The organism is Streptomyces sp. P9-2, from assembly GCF_051903975.1.
GTDB classification, from domain to species: domain Bacteria; phylum Actinomycetota; class Actinomycetes; order Streptomycetales; family Streptomycetaceae; genus Streptomyces; species Streptomyces cellulosae.
Window position 1 is genome coordinate 6,973,111 of the sequence record NZ_CP192633.1, and the last position, 25,731, is coordinate 6,998,841.

Genomic DNA, 25,731 nt, shown 5'->3' on the forward strand with positions numbered 1-25,731 from the left:
GGTCAACGTCAGTGGCACGCTCAAGCGCGAGCTGGTCGCCTGCCTGTGCACCGGGCGTATGCCGCGGTCCCGCGGGCGCCCGGCGGCGCCCCAACGGTCACGCCACATCCGAGGTGATGATCAACGAGCGGCCTGCCGAGGATCGCGCGGTCCCAGGACACGGGGAGGACGACCTGATAACAGGCACCGGCCGGTCCGCGGGCGGTGCGCTCGTGGAGCGCACGACGCGGTTCGCCATGCTGCTGCACCTGCCGCGGATGGACGGCCACGGCGTCGAGCCATGCGTCAAGAAGGCCCGCCGTGGCCGGCCGCGGCGCCGAGGCAGCCGGCCCGCACCCTGTTGCAGAAGTCCGCGATCCACGTCGCGATCTTGAGCCTCGCCTCGCCCGCGTGGCGAAGGTGCGTCGGCCGACGTACTCGACCTCGAGAACCGAGGGGAACGGCTCCACGGCGGCGTTGTCCGGCGCCGGCCCGAGCTGCACCACGCCCCAGCGGCCGGCGGGCCGCTGGGATGCCTGCGATGTGTGTCGCCTGGGACAGCGCGGAATACGGCGTTGGTGGTCGAAGGGGGATACGCGGGCACGGGCAGGGGGCGAGGTTCAGGGCCCGACGGGAAGCGGATTGCCCCAGCTCTGTGCGAAGAAGGTTTCCGCAGGAGGGCGCCGCTCACGGGCGGCGGTTTCGCGGTCCCGCAGTTCCTGCGGGAGGAGTTCCGGCGCGGCCAGGGCTCCTATCGCGGTGATGGAAAGAGGCTGGTAGCCGTCCGGAACACCCAGCGACGTGCGCAGCCGCTCAGGGTCGAAGCCGCCCATCTGGTGGGCGTGCAGCCCCAATGCGCGGGCCTGCAGCGACAGTTGGGCCACCGCCAGCCCGGTGTCGTATGCGGCGCCGGGGTGCGGCGTGCCGCTCTCGAGGCGCTCCGCCGCGACCGCCGCGACCAGCAGCGAGCTGTTGCCTGCCCACAGCCGGTTGCCGGGCGCGAGGGTGGCGAAGATGCGCCGGTACGTCGTGTCGCCACGCCGCCCGACCAGGAAACGCCACGGCTGCGAGTTGCGGGCGGAGGGTGCCCACCGGGCCGCCTCCAGCAAAGACACCAGCTCTTCGTCGGTGATCGTGTGGGTCGCGTCGAACGAGCGCGGGCTCCAGCGCTCGGCGAGAAGCGGGTGGACGGCCACGGCCGTGTTCGCGGTGCGAGGCGACATGCGTCCTGTCCTTCTTCGATTCATGGGGCGCGTACACACCGAGGGACGTCTCCACTCCGCCCCCGGCTGCGTAGCCCGCCGAGTACGGATGCGACTACTGCGAAGCCTGCCAGGAAGACCTGCGCACCGCCTGGACCACGGCCCGCGCCGTCTTACGAAACCCGGTGCAGCTCACCACGGTCTGGCGCCGGACCGAATCTGGCCGGCTGGCAGGTGGTTTCGAGCACGGACATCCACAGGTCACCGTCCGGGTCGACCTGGTTGCGACGGCTGGTCATCAGCGACAACGGGACATGCACGAAGCGTCGCCGCCAGCGCGCGACAGCGGCTTCGGTACGCCCCGACATGGCAGCGTGCACCGCGGCATGGGCCAGACGCAGGCAGTAGACACTGTCATAAGCGTTGGCGGCGACGCTGCGGATTGCGTAACTCGGGTCGATGTAGCGCATCGAGGGGGCAAGGCCGACCGCAGTCAGGTGGGCCGTGATGCTCTCTTTGAGCAGCTCCCCGATGTTGCCGAGTTTGACGTTGCCTGAGGCATCGGTTCCGCGACCGTTGTACTGATGCAGGCCGTGCTTTTCGAAAAGGTCTTGGCCTGCCCCCTCGGCGAGGACGATGACCACGAAGCCCTTGGACCGCACGTGCTGCTCGACGTGGGCCAACAGGCCGTCAGCTCCCCCAAGGGCGAAGGGGATTTCAGGGATCAGGACGATGTCTGCGGAATTGGCGGCCAGCGCAGCGTAGCTTGCGATGAACCCGGAGTGGCGACCCATCAGCTTCACGATCCCGACGCCGTTCGGGCTGGCTGCAGCTTCGACGGAGACCGAGGATATGAAGTCGGTGGCCCGCGCGAACGCGCTTTGGAACCCGAACGACTGATCAGTGAAGGGCAGGTCGTTGTCGATCGTCTTCGGCACCCCGATGACAGCAATGTCGAGACCGCGCATCCTGATCGCCTTGCTGAGGAACGTCGCGGCGCGCATCCCCCCGTCGCCACCGATGACGAACAGGATGTCGACGCCTCGCATGACGAGGCTGTCGACCATCTCGTCGGCGTCCTGGCCACCGCGTGAGCTGCCCAGAATGGTGCCGCCGGCGTTGTGGATGTCGCGAACTCGATCAGGCGTCAATTCGATGGTGTCATTGCGGTGTTCGGCCGTCAGGCCCTTGAGGCCATTCCGGAACCCTAGAATCCGCTTGACCTTGTAATGTACAGAGAGTTCTTGGACGAGACCGCGGATGACATTATTGAGGCCGGGACACAGCCCTCCGCACGTGACGATGCCGGCGGTCACGTTCGCGGGGTCGAAATAGATCTTCCGGCGCGGCCCGGCTGCTTCGAAACTCGGAACGCGGTCGGGAGGAAGGCTGTGCTCGGTAAGCATGGAAACCGTGTCCTCGAGCAGGACGCGGTCACCTTCCGCAACGTAATGCGGAGAGGTCTGCTTGGTGGAGAGCACCTCGGAGAACGGCGAATCGTAACGGCACTCGCCCAGGCGGCGCACGCGAAGGTCGTCCAGGTGCAACGTCACCGAATCTCCTCAATCGTGATGGTGTATGTGCGGCAGCTGCAGAAAGTCGTGGCTGAGCTTCCTTGATCACGGTGCAGTGCCGGCGTCTGTGTGCCCCGCCCTCAAGCCGATGAACAGCGGCGAATGAGCACGGCACGGCTATCTGCAGCGACTTGGTACGTGTCCGCTCGGGAATGGACGCCACGGAGAACCGGAAACCGCAGCGCGCACTATGCGGGAAACGCTTCGAAGGTGGTGTGTGTTACATGGCGAACCTGCCCCTTGGAGATCAGGAGCGACTCGGCGATTGTCGTGCCGTCACATTCCCGAGGACGTCCGAGAAGGGGTCCTCCGCTGACGCCGGTGGCAACGAAGAAGGCATCGCCGGCTACGAGCTCGTCACAGCGATAGACGCGGTCGACAGACATGCCCGCCGCGCGGATGGCCTCCGCTTCCTCGTCACGCTGAGGGGCCAAGCGGCCCACCATGCCGCCACCCAGGGCACGGACCGCCGCGGCGGTCATCACTCCCTCGGGCGTTCCGCCGACTCCGAGGAGCAGGTCAACGTCGAGCGTCGGCAGGAGCACCGCCAGGCTCCCCCCGACATCGCCTCCTGCCGGCGTCTGCACGGCCGCGCCCGCCCGGAGCACCCGTGCGATCAGCTCCTTGTGCCGCGGCTTGTCCATGATGACAACACGGAGCTCGCTGACCTTCTTTCCGAGAGCCTCGGCGACCTTGACCAAGGTGCGCTCGGGAGGGTCGCTCAGATCGATGACGTCCTTCGCCCGGGGAGGCACCACGATCTTGTCCATGTAGAAGCCGGGACCAGGTGACCACAGAGTTCCTGGTTCGCCGAACGCGATCGTGGCCAGGGCACCGGGCAGGTCCTTCGCGCAGAACGAGGTTCCCTCCAGGGGATCGACGGCGATGTCGAAGTCCGGGCCGTGCCCATTGCCCACGACTTCACCGTTGAACAACATCGGGGCGTCGTCCTTCTCTCCCTCCCCGATGACCACCGTTCCTCGCCCAGGTGCATCGGCCAACGCCTCGCGCATGGCCGTCGTCGCCGCTGCATCGGCGGCTTTTTGGTCGTGCCGGCCTACCCAGGCGTAGCTGGCCACCGCAGCGCTGCGGGTAGCCGCCAGAGCCACCGCCTCCAAAGTATGGATATCGACGCAGGCTCGCGGTGCGACCTCACTCCCACACTGCATTTTGGGCTCCCATTCTTGTGTGTAGCTTCAGGACAGAGAGATCGCGGCACATACTCGATTGATCCAAACCGTGCGACCAGCTCGATGAACCGCCTGCTCCTTCTTCCATGCGCCGAGCGCGAATCACACCGTTCCTTCAGCGCCGGCCTCACAGAGTGCGTAGCGGTTACTCGAGATTCGCGTGAAGGCGCCACAGCTCGCGGGCCCGGGTCCCGCTGGTCTTCCACAGCGTGTGAAAAAGCGCGTCAGTGATCAGCAGGACAGACTGTTCGAACAGGCTGCCGGCGTACTGGACGGAGGCAGTACCGTCGAAGTCCTGCTTGTCCGCAGCCGGAATGATGAGTATTTCGGTTGCGGTTTCAGCCAGCGCCGAATCGGCCGCCGTGGTCAGCGCAATCACGTCCGCGCCCTGATCACGAGCAGTCTGAGCCGCCCGCACCACCCGGGCCGTCGACCCCGAGCCCGATGCCGCCACCAGGACGTCCCCCGAGCCGATCGCCGGAGCAGTCGTCTCACCGACGACGTGGGTGGACAGTCCGAGGTGCATGAACCGCATCGCGGCCATCTGCAGGGCGAGCCCGCTCCGCCCGGTGCCGATGGTGAACACCTTCGGCGCCTTGAGCAGCAATTCGCCGGCACGGATCCAGGACGGGGAGTGCACCCCCACACGCACCTTTTCCACCTCGGCGACAACAGCACGCGTTGCATCCACGAAATGACCGACTTCGAGTTCCTTTGATATTGACTGCGTCAACGAGATCGTCCTCCACTTGCGGGGCGGATGGCATTCGTTGGTCACTTGCGCTGCCACGGATCCGGATCCTCCAGAGAGGACCCTTTGCCCGCTGCGGCCAGGACAGCCATCGCACGGATCGTCTGAGAGACACACCGCACCTTCTCCATGGACGGAGTTCCTGCTTCAGCAGGAGACCCGCGGGCCAGAGTGCGGATAATCTACGTGGGCAAAATAATTGTCCATCTGCGTACTGACCGGCAAGGCTTGCGACATTGAGAAACATTATCCTGTGATTAGGATAATGAATGACGGTCGGCATCATTGCTGGTGCTCCGTCTTGCGGGTCGGCGAAGGTGGGGTATGTGCGGGCGCAGCTGCAACAGCATGCTGTGCCCCCCTGCGAAGGCCCCGGCAGCCAGGTGAGGCCAACCCGGCCCAGGACGCCATCGAGGGCGGTCACCGTGCCGTTCACCGACGCTTCGAGGACCGCCGGCCCACCGCCAACCGTTCGCAAGAACCTATTCGCAGGCGATGCGGCCGGGAGCAGACCGGGAAGAGGAAGCGGCCCCGGCTTCTCGCCGGGGCCGCTGGTGCAACCGCTGTCCAGGAGATCCCATCAGCCTCGTCCAGCAGGTTCCGGACTGATCACGGACACCTCCTGCCGCCTGCGGCCGGGCATCAACTCGGCTGCACGGACCGCACACTTCGTCGCGCCGCTTCGACCACGGCCTCGGTGGTGATGCCGAACTGGCTGAACAGGGTCTTGTAGTCTGCCGAAGCACCGAACCGATCCAACGACACGATCTCGCCCGCGTCCCCGACGATCCGGTGCCACGGCTGCGCCGTACCCGCTTCGACGGCGACCCGGGCGCGCACCGACGGAGGCAGCACCTGTTCCCGGTAGGACCGGTCCTGCCGGTCGAACCACTCCATGCAGGGCATCGACACCACTCGGGTGGCAACCCCTTCGGACTCGAGGATCTTCCTGGCCTGAACGGCCAGCTGGACCTCGGAACCGGTGCCGACGAGCACCACCTCGGGGCTGCCCGAGGACGCCTCGGCGAGTACGTAGCCGCCGCGGGCCACCCCCTCGGCGGAGGTGCCCTCCAGTGTCGGCACGTCCTGCCGGGTAAGCGCCAGCCCGGCCGGGCCGCTGGTGTCCTCCAGCACGGCCTTCCAAGCGTGCGCGGTCTCGTTCGCGTCGGCGGGGCGCACCACCGACATTCCGGGGATGGCACGCAGCGAGGCCAAGTGCTCGACGGGCTGGTGGGTCGGGCCGTCCTCACCGAGGCCGATCGAGTCGTGCGTCCACACGTAGATGACCGGCAGCCGCATCAGCGCGGCCAGGCGTACCGCCGGGCGCATGTAGTCGCTGAAGACGAGGAAGGTGCCGCCGTACGGGCGGGTTCCGCCGTGCAGCGCGATGCCGTTGAGGATCGAGCCCATCGCGTGCTCGCGGATACCGAAGTGCAGCGTGCGACCGTAGGGATGGGCCTTCCACGCGTTGGTGGAAATCTCGGCCGGGCCGAAGGAGTCCGCACCCTTGATCGTGGTGTTGTTGCTCTCGGCAAGGTCCGCCGACCCGCCCCAGAGCTCGGGCAGCACCTCGCCGAGCCTGGCCAGTACCGCGGCCGACGCCTTGCGGGTGGCGACTGCCTGGGCGCCGGCCTCCCAGGCGGGCAGACCGTCGGCCCAGCCGGGGGGCAGCTCACGCTTGCTGATCCGGTCCAGCAGCGCCTTACGCTCCGGGTTGTCCTTCGCCCAGGCATCGAACTCCAGTTGCCACTTCTCGTGGTCGGCCCTCCCGCGCTCGGCCACCTGGCGGGCATGGCGCAGGACCTCGTCGTCGACCTGGAAACTCTGCTCCGGGTCGAACCCGACGGCGCGCTTGACCGCGGCGAGTTCCTCGGCGCCCAGCGCGGCACCGTGCACCTTGCCGGAATTCATCTTGGTCGGCGCCGGGTAGCCGATCACGGTGCGCAGCACGATCAGGGTCGGGCGGGTGGTCTCGGCCTTGGCCTGCTCAACCGCGTCCAGGAACCCTGCCACGTCCTCGCCGCCGTGCACCGTGAGGACGTGCCAGCCATAGGCTTCGTAGCGCTTGGCGGTGTCCTCGGACAGCGCGATGCGGGTGTCGTCCTCGATGGAGATCTCGTTGCTGTCGTAGATCACCGTGAGGTTGCCGAGTTGCTGGGTGCCGGCCAACGACGAAGCCTCCGAGGTGACGCCCTCCTCGATGTCGCCGTCCGAGGCGATCACGTAGATCTGATGGTCGAACACGCTCCTGCCCTGCTCGGCGTCCGGGTCCAGCAGGCCACGCTCGCGGCGGGCGGCCATGGCCATACCGACCGCGTTGGCCAGGCCCTGGCCGAGTGGGCCGGTGGTGGTCTCCACGCCCACGGTGTGCCCGTACTCGGGATGACCAGGAGTCAGCGAACCCCACTTCCGCAAGGCCTTCAGGTCATCGAGCTCCAGGCCGTAACCGGACAGGAACAGCTGAATGTACAGGGTGAGGCTCGAATGGCCGGCTGAGAGCACGAACCGGTCGCGCCCCAGCCATTGCGCGTCGTTGGGGTCATGCCGCATGACCCGCTGGAACAGCGCGTAGGCGACGGGCGCGAGGCTCATGGCCGTGCCGGGGTGTCCGCTCCCACAGTGCTCGACCGCGTCAGCGGCCAGCACGCGGGCGGTGTCCACCGCGCGCTGGTCCAACTCGGTCCAGTCCTCGGGGAGTCGCTTGGTAGTCAAGCGAACAACCTCGTCAGTTGATTCGATCGCGTGGTCACTGGAGATCGATTCGTTCGCTGCCATAGACGCGCACTCCTGAATAATTTCGGTTTTTCTCGAATTCGTACCGAGGGGAATCCGTCATGACGGCCGCCAGCAACCGCCCTTTTCGATCGGGCCTGCAAAGGGCGGGGCAAGACCCTGGGAAATGCGCTCAAGCAGATCAAGGACGGCCTGGCGTCGCAGGCACCGCCCCGACGCCGCCGCAGACAGCGCGCCAAGGACCGAAGTCACGATTCAGCTCGAGACTCACTCGGCGCATTCCGGTCAAATTCGAAACTACATGGAATGGGATGCGGTGTTGGGGCGGGTCGTGTCAGGCGGTTGCGCGCTTCTTGAGTTCGTAGGCGGCCGCGGCCGGGTCCGGGGCGTTGTAGATCGCTCCGCCGGCCACGGCCACGGTGGCCCCGGCTTCCCGGACGGAGGCGATGGTGCCGATGCCGACACCGCCGGCGATCGAGAAGGGGACGCCGGCCCGGCGGCCGTCCTCGAGCAGGGTGTCGATCGTGTAGCCGGGCCGGGCCTGCTCGTCGAGGCCGGCGTGGATCTCGACGAACGTCACGCCCAGCTCGGCCACTTCGCGGATCCGCTCCACCCGGCCGTCCACCACGGCGATCATGTCGGCGACGACGCTCTTGCCGTACTTGCGGCCGGCCGACACCGCCCCGCGCACGGTGTCGTCGTCGGCCGCGCCCATCACCGTGATGAGGTCCGCTCCCGCCTCGAACGCAAGAGTGGCCTCCAGCTCGCCGGCGTCGGCCGTCTTCAGGTCGGCGAACACCAGCTTGTCCGGGTGCGCGGCCTTGATCGCGCTCACCGCGCCGATGCCCACGGACTTCACCAGGGGCGTCCCCAGCTCGAGGATGTCCACGTGCTCGGACACCTGATTCGCCAGAGTCAGCGCCGAGGGAAGGTCAAGGACATCCAGCGCAACCTGCAACTGCATTACATTCTCCTCATCGGTGAAGACGGTGCTCCGCACACGTCGGTACACACCTCGGGCTAAGGGCATGGACATCCGCACACCCGCCACCGAGCACAAGATCGGTTACCAACCCTCACAACAATTGCCCACCGCCCAAAACCCGGCAACACCCCGCGTCATGCGAAAGCACAATCCCGTGATGCGCACAATAAATAACCACCCGTCACCGCCGGTTGAGTTTTCCGTTTGGATCGCGTGCGGCCGCAGGGCGGGGGAGCGCAGCGTGTCGTATACCGGAAGTCAGCGCTCCTGCGATGAGCCTTGTCCAGCGTTGTGCCTGTGCAGGGTGGGGACGGCGTTGGCGATGACGGTTGTGCGGTCACCGGCTGATGCGGGGCGGGCTTCGGGCCGTGCCGTGCCGCGTTCGACGGGGCGCTCGGTCCTGGGCCAGTGCGCGGTCGACGGCTGTGGTGTGTGGGGTGGTTCGCCGCCGGGTGGCCGTTCGAGCCCGGTGGTGACCTGGGGCCGGCGCCCTGTCCGGCGCGGTCGGGCCAGGCGGGGACGTCCTGTTGCTCGTGTATCCGGTTGATCCGGGCCGCGGGCCGCGGGCCGTGGTCGGGCCACGGGTGCGGCCCGGCCGGGTCGGCGAGAGCCACAGAAGCCGGCCCTCGGGGTCGGTGACGGCCTGGAGGCGGATATGCCGACCCCGGCGGCGATCTGCCCAAGCGTGTCGTGACGGCGCAGGTGGACCAGGCCGACGAGGGCATGCTGGGGCGGCGGGAGCCTGCAGCGCCGCACCACCCTCACTGGTGACGACGAGCCTTGTGACCCACTTGACCAGCGCATGCGACAGGTCGAGTGCGGCAAACCAGGGGACCAACCAGGCTCCCGGGCCAACAGATTGAGGCTTCGAACCCCGCACCCGTCGGTGTGGGAGCCGCCCTGTGCGTTGCGGGCACCGTGGTCATCACCCGATTCGGTGGCCACGCTGAAAACGCTCAGTGTTTGCAGCAGTCCGCTCGTGGCGGCACGGCAGCCGTCCGTCAGCGGTTCGGTGCCGTTCGTTCGCAGTCGGTTGTCAGGTGGGCGAGGACGAATAAGCTGTGAAAAGAAAAGGTGAGTTCAGGACGACTGTAACTGATGGTCGCCCTGACCAAACCCTCGACAGGCAACGGTGCCTGTTGTTGTACGGCCATTGTCGATGGTCGAACTTGAGGAGGACGCCATGAGGTGGGAAACGCCTGTTCTTTCGGTGGTCGAGGCGTACTCTGAAGCTGGCGACCGCCTGCGCCGGCGTTAACAGATTGTTTTTCATACTGTGTTTATTCATTGCCTCGGGGCGGCGGCAGGCGGAGGTTATCCGCAGTGGAATTGCGCTTGCGCGGGGTGCCGAAAGGCCCGCGTCAAGCCTGAAGTCGCGACGACACACGCAGGGATTGCGGTTTCCGGAGACGGCGAGCGGTGGCTTCTGTTGAATGCCACGCCGGACGTCCATCATCAGATAGCGGCGGATCCTTCTTTGCATCCGGGTCCCGGTATTCGGACGACGCCGGTTGCCGGTGTGCTGCTGACGGACGCAGAGTTCGATCACACGATCGGCTTGCTGATGCTGCGTGAGGAGTCGTCGCTGACGGTGTACGGGACGAACCCCGTGCTGGAGGCGCTGACCCGGCGGTTCCCGGTTCGGGAGTTGCTGAGCGACTACGCGGATCTCTCATGGTGTCCGGTTGACATCGGCAAGCCGGTTGACCTGGACGATCGGTTGCGCGCGACTGCCTTTCTGACGGGATCCAAGCCGCCTCGCTACGTAGGAGGTTCAGGGCTTGGCGGGTCGGAGTGGGAGGTGGGCTTCCGCTTGGAGGACAAGGTGACCGGCGGGACCCTGGTGTACGCGCCGACGCTGCCCCGGTGGGACGAGGAGTTCACCGAGCAGGTTGCGTCGGCTGACTGCGTCTTCCTGGACGGCACGTTCTGGACGGACGACGAAATGTCCCGCCAAGGGGCAGGAAGTCGCACCGGACGTTCCATGGGGCACATGCCCATCAGTGGCGAGGACGGTTCTGCCCGCGCTCTGGCTGCGCTTCCTGCGAAACGGAAGATCTACACCCACATCAACAACACGAACCCTATCCTCGACGAAGATTCCAAGGAGCGGCGCTGGCTGACGGGCTTGGGTATCGAGGTTGGTCGAGCCGGCTTGGAGGTGGAAATATGAACGCTTGGTCTGCTGAGGAGTTCGAAGCGCAGCTGCGGTCGATCGGGGAAAAGCGGTACCACCATCTGCACCCGTTCAACGAGCGAATGCACGCGGGCTTGCTGACCGAGGAGGAGTTCCGAGGTTGGGTGCGGAATCGCTTCTATTATCAGGTGAACCTGCCGGTGAAGGACGCTTTCATCCTGACCAAGCTTCCTGGTCGGGAGGACAGGCGCCAGTGGATTCAGCGCATCATCGATCATGACGGGCGGACGGGAGACGAAGGCGGTATCGAAAAGTGGGTCCGCCTCGGTGAAGCTGTCGGATTGACCCGTCGAGAATTGTTCGACGGCGACTCGGTGCTGCCCGGAGTGCGGTTCGCCGTGGACGCCTACGTCGATTTTTGTCACCGGAAGCCGTGGCTGGAGGCCGTGGCATCGGCCCTGACCGAGCTGTTCGCGCCGGATCTGCTCAGCCGTAGGATTGCCGACGTCCAGCAGCACTACCCGTGGATCGCAACGGAAGGTTTGGAGTACTTCCGTGCGCGACTCACCCAGCAGCCCAAAGACATTGCGCATCTGCTCGACCTGGTGATCAACCACGCGAAGTCCAGGGAGCAGCAGGACGCCTGCGTACGAGCGCTGGAGTTCAAGTGTGATGTCCTCTGGAGCCTGCTTGACTCCGTGCAGCTCGCGTACAGCAAGAAGCCGTGATGGACGAATCCGAGCTGACGGCCATTCCTCGGCTGGCGACCAAGGCGATGCTCAGACACGACAGCGTCCGAGGCGTGGAGTTGCTGTTGCTGCCGGAGAGGGTCGTTCTCCTGAACAAGTCTGGGGCAGCGATCCTGGGGTTGTGCGACGGCAGCCGAACCGTGCGGCAGGTGGTCACCCAGCTTGAGCAAGATTTCGAGGTTGCCGATCTCACGAACGACGTAATGACATTCCTTCATGATGCGCGTGAACGGGGCTGGGTGGTGGTCACATGAACGGTATGCCGCATCCGTACGCCCTGCTGGCCGAAGTCACGCACCAGTGTCCGTTGCACTGCGTCTACTGCTCGAACCCGTTGGCGTTGCTCGGTCGGCAGGACGAGCTCGCGACCGAAGACTGGTTGCGGGTGATCCGCGATGCAGCCGGCCTCGGGGTCGTACAGGTGCACTTTTCAGGCGGTGAACCGCTCGTTCGCGGCGATCTGGAGACGCTGGTCGCCGAGTGCCGTCGCCTCGGCCTGTACACGAACCTGATCACCAGCGGCCTCGGGCTTACGGAGAGCCGTGCGAGGTCGCTCGTTTCGGCGGGGCTCAACAGCGCCCAGCTGAGCATTCAGGGCGACGCCGCTGAGTCGACGAACTTGGTGGCAGCGAGCAAGCGATTCGACAAAAAGGAGCAAGCTGCGCGCATCATCCGCGAGGCCGGACTGCCGTTGAACATGAATGTGGTTCTGCACCGGATGAACCTGCCTCGTCTGGACGCGATCATCGACGTCTGTGTGGCGTGGGGCGCCGAGCGACTGGAGCTCGCCAACACCCAGTATTACGGCTGGGCTCTTCGCAACCGCGACCTGCTGCTGCCGACCAAGGCACAGCTGGAGGAGGCTGTGGGCGTCTACAAACGCCGGAAGGCCGAGCTGGGGGAGCGCATGGAACTCCTCTGGATCCTCCCTGACTACTACGAGCCCTATCCGAAGCCGTGCATGGGCGGATGGGCGCAGACGGCACTGACCGTCGCACCCGACGGCACCGTGTATCCGTGTCCGGTGGCTGCGGAGATCACGACGATGAACTTCTCCTCGGTTCGCGACCACGACCTCGCGTGGATCTGGTCGAAGTCCGACGCGTTCGAGGCATTCCGGGGAACCGAGTGGATGGCTGATCCGTGCCGTAGCTGTCCTCGCAAGGAGATGGATTTCGGCGGATGCCGGTGCCAGGCCTTCGCCTTGACCGGCGATCCGGCGCGCACCGATCCGGTTTGCATGCACTCACCCGACCACCACTTGGTGCAGGACGCTCTCGTTCGCGCCCATCAGGCGGATGTCGCGGCAGACGGCGAAACGATCCGCGAGGAGCTCGTCTACCGCCGCCCGCACGGGTCGGCGCGCGGTAACTGACGTATGCCGGGCGAAGGCCGCGCCGTGTCCAGAAACGTGCTGACGAAGGGAGAGGCGGCAGCGCGTTCGGCCGAGATCTCCGACGTCCACTACGCGGTGGAACTCGACCTGACCGTGGGTGACCGGAAGTTCGCGACGAGTACTGTGGCTCGCTTCCAGGCCTGTTCGGGGGATGCGTTCATCTTTCTCGACTTCGCGGGGGAGGTCGAATCGGTCGAGTGCAACGGCCGTGCGCTCGGGCCGGACGCGCACGACGGGACGCGTGTCCGGCTCGACGTGCGCCCCGGTGAGAACACGGTTCGAGTGGTCGGTTCCGCTTCATATTCGCGAACGGGTGAAGGGCTGCACCGTTTCCGCGACCCGCTTGACGGACAGGTCTACGTACACACCAAATTCGAACCTTTCGCGGCGCACACGGTGTACGCCTGTTTCGACCAGCCCGATCTCAAGGCAACGGTCGACCTGACCGTCACCGCTGACACCCACTGGGTCGTGGTTGCCAACACCGACCACGAGGAGCCGCCGTCGCCCGCAGGCGAGGAGCGTTCGACGTGGCGCTTCGGACGCACGCCACCGCTGCCGCCGTATCTGGTGGCCTTCGCCGCCGGCCCGTTCCGGCGACTGCGTTCCCGTCACAGCGGAGTGCCGCTGGCGCTGTACGCGCGGAACTCGCTCTTCGAGGAGCTCGCCGGCGAAGCGCCCGAACTGTTCGACGTGATCAGCCGTGGCCTCGACCACTACAGCGAGTTGTTCGACCTTCCGTACCCGTTCACCAAGTACGACCACGTCTTCGCCCCCGAGTACGCCTTCGGAGGAATGGAACATCCGGGCTGTGTGACGCTCAACGAGGGACTCCTGTTCCGGCATCGTGTCACTGAGGACGCGCGGCGAAGACGAGCCGACGTCTTGCTGCACGAGATGGCGCACATGTGGTTCGGCGACTACGTGACGATGCGCTGGTGGGACGATCTGTGGCTGAATGAGGCCTTCGCGACGATGATGGCGGTCGTCGCACAGGCTGAAACGACGCGGTACGGGGAAGGCTGGACCGCCTTCGCACACCACGCCCTGCCAGTAGCTCGACATGCCGACCAGCTGCCCACCAGCCACGCGATCCGGGTGGAAACCGCCGACACCGATGCTGCGCGGTCGAATCTCGGCCCGATCGTCTACCTGAGAGGCGCAGCGGTGCTGCATGACCTCGCGGAGCGCTTGGGCTGGGAATCTTTCGTCGCCGGTGTGCGGACATATCTGCGGACGCATGCGTGGGGAAACGCCGGCCTCGATGACTTTGTGGCGGCGCTGCGACAGGTGTCGAACGAAGACGTGGACCGGTGGGTGGACGAATGGCTGCTGCGCCGCGGTGTCAACACGGTGGAGGTGGTCCGCCATGCGGGTGGCGACCGGGTGGCGCAGTGTCCCGATCCCGATGTTCCGCCGCGTCACCTGAATCTGCGGATCGCCGCGTTCGACGACCACGATGCCAAGTTGGTGCTGCGGCAACGCACGCATGTGTCGCTCAGTCCCCGTAGACGCGAAGGTGAACTCGCCGTCTTCGACGCGAGCCCGGACCTGCTGGTGCCCAATGACGATGCGGTGAGTCATGTCAAGATCAGGCTGGACCCACGATCTCGACGGACGGCCTTGTGCAGCCTGTCCGCACTGGATGATCGACGAACGCGGGCAGTCGTCTGGGGAGCATTGTGGGACGACGTGCTCGACGCACGCTTGCCCGCGCGGACTTACGCAGCCGCGGTTCTCACGCATGGAGTGCTGGAGAGCGACGTCGGCGTCCTGCAAGTGCTCCTGGAGCGGGCGGTGCGGGCGGTGCAGGTCTACGGAGACCCCATCAGCAGTTGCCGAATGCTCGCGGTCCTGGCGCGCCACGTACGTGAGCAGTTGGACGGCGCCGCTGCGGGCACCGATCACCAACTGGTCCTTGCCCGCATCCTCGCGGGTGTCCTCCAGGCCGACGGCCACGCTCTGCTGAGCGACATAGTGTGTGGGCGGTCCCCCTGGGCAGGACTCGAGGTCGACCGAGATCTGCGGTGGCGGGCACTGCTCCGCCTCGCGTCGACCGGAGGCGACATCGACGGGCTCTTGCACGTCGCGATGGAAGCCGACCCGGGGGACAGCGGCCGCCGGAACGCCTTGATGGTGGAAGCCGCACGCCCCACCCGTGCCGCCAAAGAAGAAGCGTGGACCCGGCTGTTCAGCGATGGATTTTCCCTTGCAGAACGGAAAGCCATCATGGCGGGGCTGCGGCAACCGGCACAGGAGGCGTTGCTCACTCCGTACACGGACCGCTACTTGCGGGCGTTGCAGAGCATGGCAGGAACCGCCGCGCCCGAGTTCGTGTTGGCGTTCGCCCGCGCGCTCTATCCTCATTTCACCAACGATGAGCAAAGCGTGCTGGCGGGCACGGACGACCTGCTGGACACCAAGCTGCTCTCCGCAAACGTGCTGAAGGCCGTCAGAGAGGAGCGAACCGAGCTCCTCATCATGCAGGCAGCACGAGCGTGCGACGCGGCGCACAGAACGGGCTAGGCGTGGTGTGCCGGGACGTCGGTGACACGCGTGCCGGATGCTGGAACGGGTGAGGGCATTTCCGGGGCCGGTGTGGATGGCGACACCTGCAACCGGCCTCCAGAAGGCCCCCATGTGCCGTCGCAATGCCCCGCTGACGCCGACCGGCCGACCACGTCTGGCCCGGCGTGTCGTGGACGACGGCCGGCCGCTGCGCCAGCCAGCGGAACGCTTCCAGGTCAGCCGCACGACCGCGGCCCGCTGAACGGACCGTTACCGGCAGCTGGGCACCGAGGGCATGCACGACCGTTTCAGCCGTCCGCACCACCATCCCGCGCCGCGCCCCGGCCGCCGTGGAGCCACGGGTCGTACACCTGCGGCGCGAGCACCGCACCGGACCTGCGCGGCCGGCGGCCCGTGCCGGTGTCGCATCCTCCACCGCCTACCGCATCCTGCGCCGCCACGGCCTGCCTGCGCCTGCCGTGCCGGACCGGGCCACCGGCAACCCCGTCGACGTCGACGCTACGAACGCGCCCGCCCCGGCGAGCCGGTCCACATCGACGTCAAAAAGCCCGGCCGCATCCCCGACGGCGGCGGCCACAAGGTCCTCGGCCACCAGGCGGGTCGCGCCAACCGGAAGCCGTCCATGGCAGGCTACGTCTGCCTTCCTTCCCCACCCGCGCCACGGCCTGGTTCGCCGACCAGGGCATCAGCCCTCACTGGACCCGGCCCTGGCGGCCGCAGACCAACGGCAAGGCGAACGTTCCCACCGCACCTGCTCGAGGAACGGGCCCACCAGCGGCCCTACACCTCAAAGACCGAACGGCAGACAGCGGTTCCTGACCGGCTGGACCGGTACAACCACCACCGGCCCCGCACCGGCATCGACAGCCAGACCCCAGCCGGCCACGTCACCAACCTGTCCGGACAACACACCCAGGGCCGGCTGCCACCGGCAGGCGACGCCGGCCTTACGAACAGCAACAACACCGCTATGTCACGGTGTCACCCTCTGTTTCTGCTCGCCGGGCCCCTGCCCGGACGGGCCCACCGGCCAACCCGCGTGCCTGCCAGACGTGGCCTCGCCGCCGCCTCACCCTGCTCCAGGAAGCTCGCGATTCGCCACGTGAGACATCTTCGTACCGGGTCCCGCACGGACGGGCCCGCCCCCCCCGGCACGGGAGGGGCTCGGTCAGGAGCCCTTGGCGAGCAGCTCCCTCAGGTGGGGCGCCTCGGCGGCGAGTGTGGTCGTGTCGCCATGACCCGTGTGGACGACGGTCTCTCCCGGCAACGGCATCAGCCGGTCCCGGATGGAGGCCAGGATGGTGTCGTAGTCGCTGTAGGAGCGGCCCGTGGCTCCGGGACCGCCCTGGAAGAGGGTGTCGCCGGAGAAGAGGGCGCGCAGCGCGGGCGCGTACAGGCAGACGGCGCCGGGTGCGTGGCCCGGGGTGTGGATGACCGTGAGAGCGGTGCCGGCCACCTCCAAGACGTCGCCGTCGGCCAGGGCGCGATCGGCGGGGCGGTCGGGGTGGGTCATGCGCCACAGCACCTCGTCCTGGGGGTGGAGGTGGACCGGGGCGCCGGTGAGGTCGGCGAGGGCGGGGGCGGCGTTGACGTGGTCGTTGTGGCCGTGGGTGGCGACGATGGCGGTCACCCGACGGCCGCCGATGGCCTTCTGGACGGCCTGCGCGTCGTGGGCCGGGTCGATGACCAGGACCTCGTCGTCGTCGCCGATGATCCAGACGTTGTTGTCGACGTCCCAGGTGCCGCCGTCGAGGCTGAAGGTGCCGGAGGTGACGAGGCGTTCGATGCGGGCGGTCATCACAGCACCACCACCGAGCGCAGCACGTCGCCGTCGTGCATCTTCTCGAACGCCTTCTCCACCTCGTCCAACTTGATGGTCTCGGTGACGAAGGCGTCCAGGTCGAGCCGGCCCTGCTGGTAGAGGTCGATGAGCATGGGGAAGTCGCGGGAGGGCAGGCAGTCGCCGTACCAGGAGGACTTCAGCGCGCCCCCGCGTCCGAAGACGTCCAGCAGCGGCAGTTCCAGCTTCATCTCCGGGGTGGGTACGCCGACGAGGACGACGGTGCCGGCCAGGTCGCGGGCGTAGAAGGCCTGCTCGTAGGTCTGAGGGCGGCCGACGGCGTCGATGACGACGTTGGCGCCGAAGCCGCCGGTCAGCTCCCTGATGGCCTCGACCGGGTCGGTCTGGCGGGAGTTGACGGTGTGGGTGGCGCCGAAGCCCTTGGCCCAGTTCAGCTTTCTCTCCTCCACGTCGACAGCGATGATCTTCGCCGCGCCGGCGAGGCGGGCGCCGGCGATGGCCGCGTTGCCGACACCGCCGCAACCGATCACGGCAACGGAGTCGCCGCGGCCGACGTTGCCGGTGTTGATCGCCGCTCCGAGGCCGGCCATCACGCCGCAGCCGAGCAGGCCGGCGGCCGTCGGCGCGGCGCTCGGGTCTACCTTGGTGCACTGGCCGGCGGCGACCAGGGTCTTCTCCGCGAAGGCGCCGATGCCCAGGGCCGGCTCCAGCTCGGTGCCGTCCTCAAGGGTCATCTTCTGTGTCGCGTTCCGGGTGCTGAAGCAGTACTGCGGGCGTCCGCGCTTGCAGGCGCGGCACTGGCCGCACACGGCGCGCCAGTTGAGGATGACGTAGTCGCCGGGAGCCACCTCGTCGACGCCCTCGCCGACGGCCTCCACGACCCCGGCCGCCTCATGGCCCAGCAGGAAGGGGAAGGCGTCGTTGATTCCGCCCTCCCGGTAGTGCAGGTCGGTGTGGCACACCCCGCAAGCCTGGACCTTCACCAGCGCCTCGCCGGGACCGGGGTCGGGGACCAGGATCGTCTCCAGCGACACCGGCGCCTTCTTGCTCCGGGCGACGACGCCGCGCACCTCGTGAGTCATGTCGGAGTTCCCTCTTTCGCGTGTTATGTCGGGTACGGTCAGCGGAGGACGACCGTACCGGTGCCTTGCGCAGTACCCGGTGTCCCACGTGCCACTGCACGGCGTGGGCCAATGCCACAGACTCCGCGTCACGGCCGGCGGCGGCCGTCTCCTCGAAACCGAGGGCGTGGTCCATCCGGACCATCTCCTGCTCGGTGATGGGCCCTTCGTCGAGATCCGCGGTGACATGGTGCGGCGTGGCGCCGATAGGTTCCCGAATGCCTGCGGGCATGAGGCGAGGGTGCCCAAGGTCCCTTGTATGGACGCGCTTGATTACCCTCGTAACCGCACTGTACTCGCAGTATCGGGCGCGGACGTGCCGTGTTGCAGAAGCCGAGCAAAATCCGCGCGACGGCCGGGCACGGCAACTCCGGGTGGCTCAGCCGCGGTGGAGGGTGGCCGGCGGTGTGGCGTCCACCGCACCGGCGTGCGCCGGACGCTCCGGTCCACCTGCGCCGTCACGACACCCTCGCGCGCGACGCGGGCCGGCCGGGCCGCACCCGTGGCCCGGCCACGGCCCGGATCATCCGGGTCTGCGGGCAACAGGGCGTCCCCGCCTGGCCCGACCGCGCCGGACAGGGCGCCGGCCCCAGGTCACCACCGGGCTCAAACGGCCACCCGGCGGCTACCCACCCCACACACCACAAACCGTCGACCGTGCACTGGCCCAGGACCGAGCGCCCCGTCGAACGCGGCACGGCACGGCCCGAAGTCCGGGCCCGCATCAGCCGGTGACCGCACAACCGTCATCACCAGGCCCCCGTCGCCACCCTGCACAGGTACAACGCTGAACAAGGGCTTATGGCCCGCAGGTAACCATGTGGACACCGTTCATACGCGCTCGGCGCGCGTTCGTGGCCAAGAGATTGACCACTCATTGAGGTCCGTTGCAGGCTTCTTGCACACCGCCTCAGGTGCAGCCGACAACTGTGAGCTCGAGACGGGGAAGGCATAGCAAGCGGATTCATGCGCTTGGCGCGACCAGTTGTGCTGCTGCAGCAATGCGGCACAGCTGTACTCAACCGGTAGACCGACAGTGTCGTCCGGCTTTTCCTTGCGGGACTTGAAGCGTCGCGGGACGCCTGCTTCCGGCACGCTTCGCACGCCGCGCATGCTGACGACAGGTCAGTCTGGAGCGAGAGGTGAAAACATGGTGCTTCCATCAAAGATGCCTCAGCTCGCCGACCTCGATTTGCTGCTGTCGGTCGAGAGCTATGGCAGCGTAGGAAAGGCAGCTCAAGCGCATAACCTTTCACAGCCGGCCGCCAGTATTCGGATCAGAGCGATGGAACGTCGCCTTGGTCTTCGGCTGCTGGACCGCTCTCCTGCCGGTTCGAAGCTCACCGAGGAAGGAGAAATGCTGGCCAAGTACGCCCGTAATCTGATGCATGCGGCACGAGAACTGCTGGAATTTGGGCCCGGGTCCCATTCCTCCGATGTGAAACGTCTACGGATTGCGGCCAGCCCGGCTGTCTCGGAGCACTTGATCCCTGAATGGTTGAACCGTTCCGGGTTCTCGTTCGGCGAGGCACGTGTCGAGGTGCAGACCGGCAGTGTCGACACGCTTCACCAGCTGATCCTTGCGAGCCATGTCGACCTCGCGTTCATCGACGGCTGGTGTCAGGCCGGAAGCCAGGTGCAGAAGAGCTATCGCGAAGACCTGGTCACCCGGTACATATGCGACGACAAGCTGGCCGTGGTGGTCGGCTCGAGGCACCCGTGGGCCATGAGGCCCAGTCCCCTGTCGGTGCAGGAGTTGGCAGACGCTCAACTTGTCCTGCGCGAGCGCGGCTCAGGACTCCGGGAGTTCACAGACGAGCTACTGGGAGCTGCACGCGCCCCGCGAAATTACATTGAGCTTCCCTCTAACGCTGCGATCAAGCAGGCAGTTGCTACAAGCCAGCGGGTGACAGTGCTGAATATTTCCACCGTGAGGTCCGAACTCGCGGAAGGCCGGCTGCATCAGGTGGCCGTTGACCAAGAGATGCCGGCAAAACCCATTTATGCGGCTTGGAGTGAACGCCGGGGTCTCCCGGAGTATGCGCGGGAACTTGTGGAGACTGCAGCGTCGAAGGGTAGTCCGATGCGAGTCGTCAAGACTGGACAGAAAGTCCAGGGTGCTCAACTCGCGGAGGCGAACGTCGCCACAGCGATCTAGCGTCACGGTCTGTTCCCAGCGCGTCGATGACCGGATTGTCGAACCCATCACGAACATGCCACACCGTTCGGTGCCGAGCACAGGAGGATTAACGACAGATGTCAGCTCTGAATGAAATTGCGCGTACACTTGTCTCCAACAGGCGCGGAATCCTTGCTGCCGATGAGAGTATCGGGACGATGTCCTCCAGGCTGGAGAAGGTGGGGGTCGCGGCAACGGAGGAAAATCGTCGGGTGTACCGTGAGCTGATTGTTACGACCCCTCGGCTCTCGGAATCGATCAGCGGCATCATTCTCGCGGACGAGACGTTCCGTCAGAAGGTGTCCAACGGGCGCACGTTTCCAGAGTTCCTCGCCGATCTCGGGATTCTCACCGGAATCAAGGTCGACACCGGAGCGAAGCCGCTGGCGGGAGCCCCGAACGAGACGATCACCGAGGGTCTCGACGGGCTGCGCGAGCGAGTGAAGGATTATGTGCGCCTCGGCGCGACGTTCGCCAAGTGGCGCGCGGTGATCAAGATCGGTGACAATCTGCCGTCGGACCGTGCAGTGCGAGCGAACGTGCACGCGCTGGCGCGGTATGCCGGCCTCTGCCAGGAAGGAGGCCTGGTGCCCATCGTGGAGCCCGAGGTGCTGATGGACGGTGCCCACTCGCTGGCGCAGTGCCAGAAGGTGACGACTGCCGTGCTGGAGTCGCTGTTCGACGAGCTCGACCTGATGCAGGTGCAGCTCGACGGCATCGTCCTCAAGCCCAACATGGTGGTTGCCGGGACCGACAGCTCGGAGCAGCCCTCGGTGACAGACGTCGCCCGGGCCACGGTGGACGCCCTGCGGGAGACGGTGCCGGCGTCCGTGCCGGGCATCGCCTTCCTTTCCGGTGGACAGAGTCCGGAAGTAGCGACGAAGCACCTCGGGGCGATGCAGGGTCTCAGTCCGCTTCCCTGGGAGCTCACCTACTCGTTCGGAAGGGCGCTGGTCGGGCCGGCTCTGGAGACATGGCGGGGCGACAACGCCAACTGGGATGCCGCCCAGAAGGCGCTCTCCGAGCGAGCCATCGCGAACGCCGCCGCCCGCTGACGGGTCAGCCGGCCCGATGCTGCCGGCTCCGTTCTTCGAGCCGGCAGCCCGTCGATGCCTGTTGCTGCACTTCGCCGGCGGCCTGCGTCTCGATGAAGAGGGCGACCGGATCGGCCACGTGAGTCGCCGGTCCGGTCGCCCGCGGCTTGATGTCCATGGTCGTCGTGGCCGAGTGCGTTGCAGACCCTTCGCACAGTCTCGTGCCGTTGCTCGTCCGGTGGAATGGATGCCGATGAGGACTCCAGAATGTGGCGCAGTGTCATCCGCCGGCACCTCGGGACCCGATCACACTCTTGCTCTCGAACTCGTACGTGTCACCGAGGCCGCCGCGATCGCGGCCGACAGGTGGGCCGGACGCGGCGCCAGGAACAGCGGCAAGGCCGCTGCCATCGATGCGATGCACAGACTCATCATGCCGGTGCCGATGCGCGGCGTTGTGGTGATTGGCGAGGGCGAGAAGAAAGATACGCCTGTCCTGTTCAAGGGGGAGCGCGTCGGCGATGGGGACGGGCCGGCATGCGACATCGGGATCAGCGCAGACGACGGCACCCTTTCGATGGCCGCGGCAGCCGAGCGCGGTGCCCTGTACGACCCGTCGCCGGTTCTCCACATGGAGAAGCTGGCCGTCGGCCCCGACTACGTCGACGTCGTCGACATCAGCCGTCCGGTCGTGGAGAACCTGCGAGCGGTTGCCACGGTCAAGGGCGTTCGAGTGCCGGATGTCATCGTTGCCGTTCTCAACCGGCCCCGGCATCACGAGCTCGTGCGCGAAATCCGCGAGGCAGGTGCGCGGGTCCACTTGATGGAGGGAGGCGACGTCGCGGGCGCGATTGCCGCGGCGTGTCCCGAGAGCCAGGTGGACATGCTGTGGGGCACAGGGGGAGCAGCGGAGGGAGTCATCGCCGCGGCTGCCCTGTTCTGCATGGGTGGATCGTTGCAGGCCCGGCTACGGCCCCACGGCTTCGAGCAAGGCGGAAAGAAGCCCGCAGCCGGCCATGACGCCGACACCGTTCTCTGCACCGGCGACCTGGTGCGCGGAGAGAACGTCTTGTTCTGCGCCACCGGAGTGACCGGCAGCGAACTGCTCAGCGGTGTACAGCACCACTCGGGCCGCACCACTACACAGTCCCTTGTGATGTGTTCGAGTCCGCACACAATGCGGTTCGTCAAGTCCGAACACCGGCAGGTGGCGCGAGCACCTCGGGATGGATTCGGGTGAGTGGAAAAGGCCGGCTTCCCGCACTTCTTCCCCGGAAGCCGAGTAGCTACCACCCCGACGATGGCGAGGCTGACGAAAACCGCAAACGCACTCAAGAGGAGCACCGATTCGAATGATGGGTGAGACCACCACGACGTCCGTCCGGGCCGAACCCGTCATCACGCGCTACCGCGGACTGATCTGTGATCTCGACGGTGTGGTCTACCGCGGCGCCACGGCTGTTCCTCATGCGGTGGAGACCTTGAACCGGGTGACGGCGCACGGCGTACCGGTCGTGTTCGCGACCAACAATGCATCCCGCTCTCCCCGGAGCGTGGGCGACCACCTCCGCGGGCTGGGCATCGCACAGCAGGGCTGGTCGGTGGTCACTAGTTCCCAGGCGGCCGCGGCACACCTGGCGGAGCGTCTGGCTCAAGGAGCGCCGGTGTGTGCGGTGGGAGGGCCGGGTGTCGCTGAGGCACTCACCGAAGCCGGGTTGACCCCGGTCCGCGTCGCGGATCTGGGCGACACGCCGGTCGAGGCAGTCGTTCAGGGACTGGGAACCGACGTCACCTGGAGCGAGCTCACGGCGGTGGGCTACCTCGTCGAAGCCGGAACCATCTGGGTAGCAACCAACGTCGACCTCACGTTGCCCACGCCGTACGGGCAAGCGCCTGGCAACGGTGCGCTGGTCGCGCTGGTGCAGACGGCGACCAGCGCATCACCGCACGTGGTCGGCAAGCCGCAGGCAGCCTTGTTCGACCTGGCACGTTCCCGGCTCGGCACCGCTCAGCCGGAGACCCTTGTGTGCGGGGACAGGCTGGACACCGACATCAAGGGCGCCAACTCGGCCGGCCTCGACTCGCTCTTCGTCCTGAGCGGGGCCTCCCGCCTGCGGGACCTGGCATTCGCCGAGCGGTCTTCGCGTCCAACCTATGTCGCCGCCGACCTGAGCGGACTGCTCGCGCCCGGACTGCCACTGCACACCACCTCACCCGACCACCTCGTCGAACTCGGGCCGGACGCCGTACCACGTGTGCCGAGTGTCGGCGACAACGGCACACGGCTGCAATCCGTTGTCACCATGGCGTGGGCCGCTCGCGACGAGGGTCGTGCGGTCTCCGACCATGCCGGCCTGTGGGCAACGATCGAACGACAGCTCGGACTTGTCCAGCCGAAACAAGCCACGCAACAGACGAGCCGATCAGTAGCCGGACATTGAGGCGTGCGGTGCCATCCCGTGAGCCTGAATCAGGACCCCGACACCCCCAGTAGTCCCGACCTGCTTCCCACGCCAATCCACCGAACACCCACCGATCCGCGAAATGAGGAGCACTGTCAGCGTGCGCATCTACCTTGGCTCTGATCATGCCGGATTCGAACTCAAGAACCACCTCGTCAGTAGGCTTTCCGACCTCGGCTACGAGGTGACCGACGTCGGTCCCACCGTCTACGACGCGGACGACGACTACCCACCGTTCTGCGTCGAGGCGGCACGGCGCGTTGTGGCGGACAAGGGCAGCCTCGGTCTCGTCATCGGCGGCTCCGGCAACGGGGAACAGATCGCCGCGAACAAGGTCCCCGGCGCCCGCGCCGCGCTCATTTGGAGCGTGAACACCGCCAGACTGGCCCGCCAGCACAACAACGCACTCCTGGCAGGTATCGGCGCTCGGATGCACACGGTCGAGGAGGCCGAGCGCATCGTGGACGCCTTCCTCACCACCGAGTTCGAGGGCGGCCGTCACCAGCGCAGGATCGACCTGCTGTTGGACTACGAGCTCTCCGGTGAACCGCCCGCTCTGCCAGGAGAATGACCGGCCGGGCAATGATGCATGGGGAACGCCGAGTTCGCCGAGCACGGCGCCGCGGCTTCCAAGGACGGAAGCGGTCGTAGGCTGCCTCGCCACCTCCTGCCACACGATATGACTGCTGCGCTCGTGCACGACCACCGGTAGGCATCACAGGCGCGAGGCGGGACGGTTGCCGGCGCTCACTGCCTGCACCGGAAGCAGTTCGAGGCAGTCGCTGCCGCTCAAGGGGAAGGTTAGGTGGCCGCGGGACCACCACCACCGGCCGGGCTGCCGCGCCCTCGAGCCGTTCGTCCAGGGCCAGCAGCCGCTGACACTGGGGGAGTTGGGTGTGTCCCAGGCGCAGGGCGTCGGGCCAGGTCGGGCGGGCCGGGTGGGGGGCGGCCCTCTCCGCCAGCAGCAGGGCCGCCTCCACGGCCTTGGTGCCGGCTTGGGCGCAGGACGGCGGCGAGGATGACGCGGGTGGCGACGTCGACGGCAAGCGTGAGTTCGGGGCGGCCGGTGGTGCCGTCGTCGAAGACGGCCAGGACGTCCAGGCGGGTGGCGCCGACCTGGACCTGCTCGCCCGGACGCAGCGCCACGGTCGGAGTGAACGCCCGCCCGCCGGTGGGGGAGGGCAGCGTGCAGGCGGGGCGGCGGGGGTGTCCGGCGGGCCCGGCGAACTGGTGGACGAGCCGGTAGAAGGTGGCCTGGGACGGTACCGGCACCGTGCCGCGCCCGTACCGGTCGTCCAGGACCCGCGTGACCATGGGCTTCAGGCCCTTGATGGCGCCCTTGGAACGGCCGCGCTGGCGGCGCAGGGCCTCCTCGATCGCGGTGACGACGCGTTCGTCGGTGCGCCCGTGGGGCTGGCGCGGAGCAGGTGGTGCGGTGGTCGACCAGGCCCCACAACCCCTGTTTGCGGTAGGCCAGGCGCATGCGCTGCACGGTGGTGCGCGATACCTGTCCGAACCCGATCGCGGTCAGCTCCGCGGCCTTGGCCTCCTCACGCTGGGCGAGCGTGAACCGGCCGGGGTCGTACTCCGCCCGCGGCACCCCGCCTGTGCCGGGCTCGCCGGGCAGGCCGGAGTCCACCTCGCGGGTGTGCCGCCGCCAGGCCAGCGCTCTTCGGCGCGCGCTCTCGAACGGCCCTACTGGGCCCGGGCGCGGGGTAGCCGCCCCGCCGCCGCCCAGCCCACCAGCCTGTTCTCATAAACGTGAGGTCGATGAGCACCGCTCCTGAGAGCGGGGCTCATCGACCTCACGCAAATGTGTTCCGGGCTGCCCAGCCCGGGACGCTGCCCAGCCCTTCGCCGTACGCAACCACGTGTGACGATGGCTGGCAGCCAGCTCACGCGACGGCCG

General features: G+C 67.1%; 20 protein-coding genes and 4 pseudogenes. 13 read left to right on the forward strand and 11 right to left on the reverse strand.

Going from position 1 to position 25,731, the window contains the following annotated elements; all coding sequences use genetic code 11:
• Positions 1–13: 13 nt before the first annotated feature.
• Positions 14–324, forward strand: a pseudogene (locus ACQY0Z_RS31590) (IS30 family transposase); the annotation flags it as partial.
• Between the two features lie 275 nt (positions 325–599).
• Here ACQY0Z_RS31590 and ACQY0Z_RS31595 read toward each other — a convergent pair.
• The 7 genes and pseudogenes from ACQY0Z_RS31595 to ACQY0Z_RS31625 form a co-directional block, all read right to left on the reverse strand.
• Positions 600–1,202: a nitroreductase family protein gene (locus tag ACQY0Z_RS31595; RefSeq protein WP_019527362.1), complete on the reverse strand. Its 603-nt coding sequence runs from the start codon at positions 1,200–1,202 to the stop codon at positions 600–602.
• Between the two features lie 152 nt (positions 1,203–1,354).
• Complete coding sequence (locus ACQY0Z_RS31600) at positions 1,355–2,734, reverse strand: ATP-dependent 6-phosphofructokinase (protein ID WP_019527363.1); 1,380 nt, start codon at positions 2,732–2,734, stop codon at positions 1,355–1,357.
• 209 nt (positions 2,735–2,943) lie between these two features.
• Complete coding sequence (gene glpX, locus ACQY0Z_RS31605) at positions 2,944–3,864, reverse strand: class II fructose-bisphosphatase (protein ID WP_205526756.1); 921 nt, start codon at positions 3,862–3,864, stop codon at positions 2,944–2,946.
• 226 nt (positions 3,865–4,090) lie between these two features.
• Positions 4,091–4,735 (reverse strand): 6-phospho-3-hexuloisomerase, encoded by a 645-nt coding sequence (gene hxlB / locus ACQY0Z_RS31610; RefSeq protein ID WP_347224592.1) that lies wholly within the window; start codon positions 4,733–4,735, stop codon positions 4,091–4,093.
• 603 nt (positions 4,736–5,338) lie between these two features.
• Positions 5,339–7,408 carry a transketolase gene (gene tkt, locus ACQY0Z_RS31615; RefSeq protein WP_037954398.1) on the reverse strand — a complete coding sequence of 690 codons (2,070 nt, stop codon included), beginning with the start codon at positions 7,406–7,408 and terminating at the stop codon, positions 5,339–5,341.
• Positions 7,409–7,763: 355 nt separating this feature from the next.
• Entirely contained in the window at positions 7,764–8,393 is a 630-nt protein-coding gene (hxlA, locus tag ACQY0Z_RS31620; RefSeq protein ID WP_020700116.1) for a 3-hexulose-6-phosphate synthase, read from the reverse strand.
• Positions 8,394–8,672: 279 nt separating this feature from the next.
• Positions 8,673–9,252, reverse strand: a pseudogene (locus ACQY0Z_RS31625) (IS5/IS1182 family transposase).
• A gap of 438 nt (positions 9,253–9,690) precedes the next feature.
• Between ACQY0Z_RS31625 and pqqB the strand changes: the two are divergent.
• From pqqB to ACQY0Z_RS31655, 6 genes and pseudogenes are all read left to right on the forward strand, one after another.
• Entirely contained in the window at positions 9,691–10,587 is an 897-nt protein-coding gene (gene pqqB, locus ACQY0Z_RS31630; RefSeq protein ID WP_439813204.1) for a pyrroloquinoline quinone biosynthesis protein PqqB, read from the forward strand.
• Positions 10,584–11,279 (forward strand): pyrroloquinoline-quinone synthase PqqC, encoded by a 696-nt coding sequence (gene pqqC, locus ACQY0Z_RS31635; RefSeq protein WP_019524875.1) that lies wholly within the window; start codon positions 10,584–10,586, stop codon positions 11,277–11,279. Before pqqB ends, pqqC begins: the two co-directional genes overlap by 4 nt.
• On the forward strand, positions 11,279–11,554 hold the full coding sequence (gene pqqD, locus ACQY0Z_RS31640) for a pyrroloquinoline quinone biosynthesis peptide chaperone PqqD (protein ID WP_019524876.1): 276 nt from the start codon (positions 11,279–11,281) through the stop codon (positions 11,552–11,554). Before pqqC ends, pqqD begins: the two co-directional genes overlap by 1 nt.
• Complete coding sequence (gene pqqE / locus ACQY0Z_RS31645; protein ID WP_254587711.1) at positions 11,551–12,675, forward strand: pyrroloquinoline quinone biosynthesis protein PqqE; 1,125 nt, start codon at positions 11,551–11,553, stop codon at positions 12,673–12,675. The genes pqqD and pqqE overlap by 4 nt, the downstream gene beginning before the upstream one ends.
• A 24-nt stretch (positions 12,676–12,699) precedes the next feature.
• On the forward strand, positions 12,700–15,222 hold the full coding sequence (pepN, locus tag ACQY0Z_RS31650) for an aminopeptidase N (protein ID WP_205526131.1): 2,523 nt from the start codon (positions 12,700–12,702) through the stop codon (positions 15,220–15,222).
• A 112-nt stretch (positions 15,223–15,334) separates the two neighbouring features.
• Positions 15,335–16,138, forward strand: a pseudogene (locus ACQY0Z_RS31655) (integrase core domain-containing protein); the annotation flags it as partial.
• Positions 16,139–16,393: 255 nt separating this feature from the next.
• Here the strand turns inward: ACQY0Z_RS31655 and ACQY0Z_RS31660 are convergent.
• Positions 16,394–17,023: an MBL fold metallo-hydrolase gene (locus ACQY0Z_RS31660; protein ID WP_189906816.1), complete on the reverse strand. Its 630-nt coding sequence runs from the start codon at positions 17,021–17,023 to the stop codon at positions 16,394–16,396.
• Positions 17,023–18,108 (reverse strand): S-(hydroxymethyl)mycothiol dehydrogenase, encoded by a 1,086-nt coding sequence (locus ACQY0Z_RS31665; protein WP_439813205.1) that lies wholly within the window; start codon positions 18,106–18,108, stop codon positions 17,023–17,025. The genes ACQY0Z_RS31660 and ACQY0Z_RS31665 overlap by 1 nt, the downstream gene beginning before the upstream one ends.
• Positions 18,109–18,636: 528 nt before the next feature.
• Between ACQY0Z_RS31665 and ACQY0Z_RS31670 the strand changes: the two are divergent.
• The 3 genes and pseudogenes from ACQY0Z_RS31670 to ACQY0Z_RS31680 all read left to right on the forward strand — a co-directional run.
• Positions 18,637–18,882, forward strand: a pseudogene (locus ACQY0Z_RS31670) (IS5/IS1182 family transposase); the annotation flags it as partial.
• A 415-nt stretch (positions 18,883–19,297) separates the two neighbouring features.
• The gene (locus ACQY0Z_RS31675; protein WP_026243827.1) at positions 19,298–20,305 is read left to right on the forward strand and encodes a LysR substrate-binding domain-containing protein; all 1,008 of its coding nucleotides are present in this window, start codon (positions 19,298–19,300) and stop codon (positions 20,303–20,305) included.
• Positions 20,306–20,403: 98 nt separating this feature from the next.
• Complete coding sequence (locus ACQY0Z_RS31680; protein WP_026243828.1) at positions 20,404–21,381, forward strand: class I fructose-bisphosphate aldolase; 978 nt, start codon at positions 20,404–20,406, stop codon at positions 21,379–21,381.
• Between the two features lie 4 nt (positions 21,382–21,385).
• On the opposite strand, the gene ACQY0Z_RS31685 is transcribed toward ACQY0Z_RS31680, so the two are convergent.
• On the reverse strand, positions 21,386–21,538 hold the full coding sequence (locus ACQY0Z_RS31685) for a hypothetical protein (protein WP_439813206.1): 153 nt from the start codon (positions 21,536–21,538) through the stop codon (positions 21,386–21,388).
• Between the two features lie 75 nt (positions 21,539–21,613).
• Here ACQY0Z_RS31685 and glpX (ACQY0Z_RS31690) point away from each other — a divergent pair, with 75 nt between their 5' ends.
• The 3 genes from glpX (ACQY0Z_RS31690) to ACQY0Z_RS31700 all read left to right on the forward strand — a co-directional run bounded on the left by glpX (ACQY0Z_RS31690) (position 21,614) and on the right by ACQY0Z_RS31700 (position 24,393).
• A complete protein-coding gene (glpX, locus tag ACQY0Z_RS31690) occupies positions 21,614–22,600 on the forward strand; it encodes a class II fructose-bisphosphatase (protein WP_439813207.1) in 987 nt (328 codons plus the stop codon).
• Between the two features lie 115 nt (positions 22,601–22,715).
• Entirely contained in the window at positions 22,716–23,801 is a 1,086-nt protein-coding gene (locus tag ACQY0Z_RS31695; protein WP_439813208.1) for an HAD-IIA family hydrolase, read from the forward strand.
• A 121-nt stretch (positions 23,802–23,922) separates the two neighbouring features.
• Complete coding sequence (locus tag ACQY0Z_RS31700) at positions 23,923–24,393, forward strand: ribose-5-phosphate isomerase (protein WP_019524887.1); 471 nt, start codon at positions 23,923–23,925, stop codon at positions 24,391–24,393.
• A 230-nt stretch (positions 24,394–24,623) separates the two neighbouring features.
• Here the strand turns inward: ACQY0Z_RS31700 and ACQY0Z_RS31705 are convergent, their stop codons facing one another.
• On the reverse strand, positions 24,624–25,136 hold the full coding sequence (locus tag ACQY0Z_RS31705; protein ID WP_439813209.1) for a hypothetical protein: 513 nt from the start codon (positions 25,134–25,136) through the stop codon (positions 24,624–24,626).
• Positions 25,137–25,731: the final 595 nt, after the last annotated feature.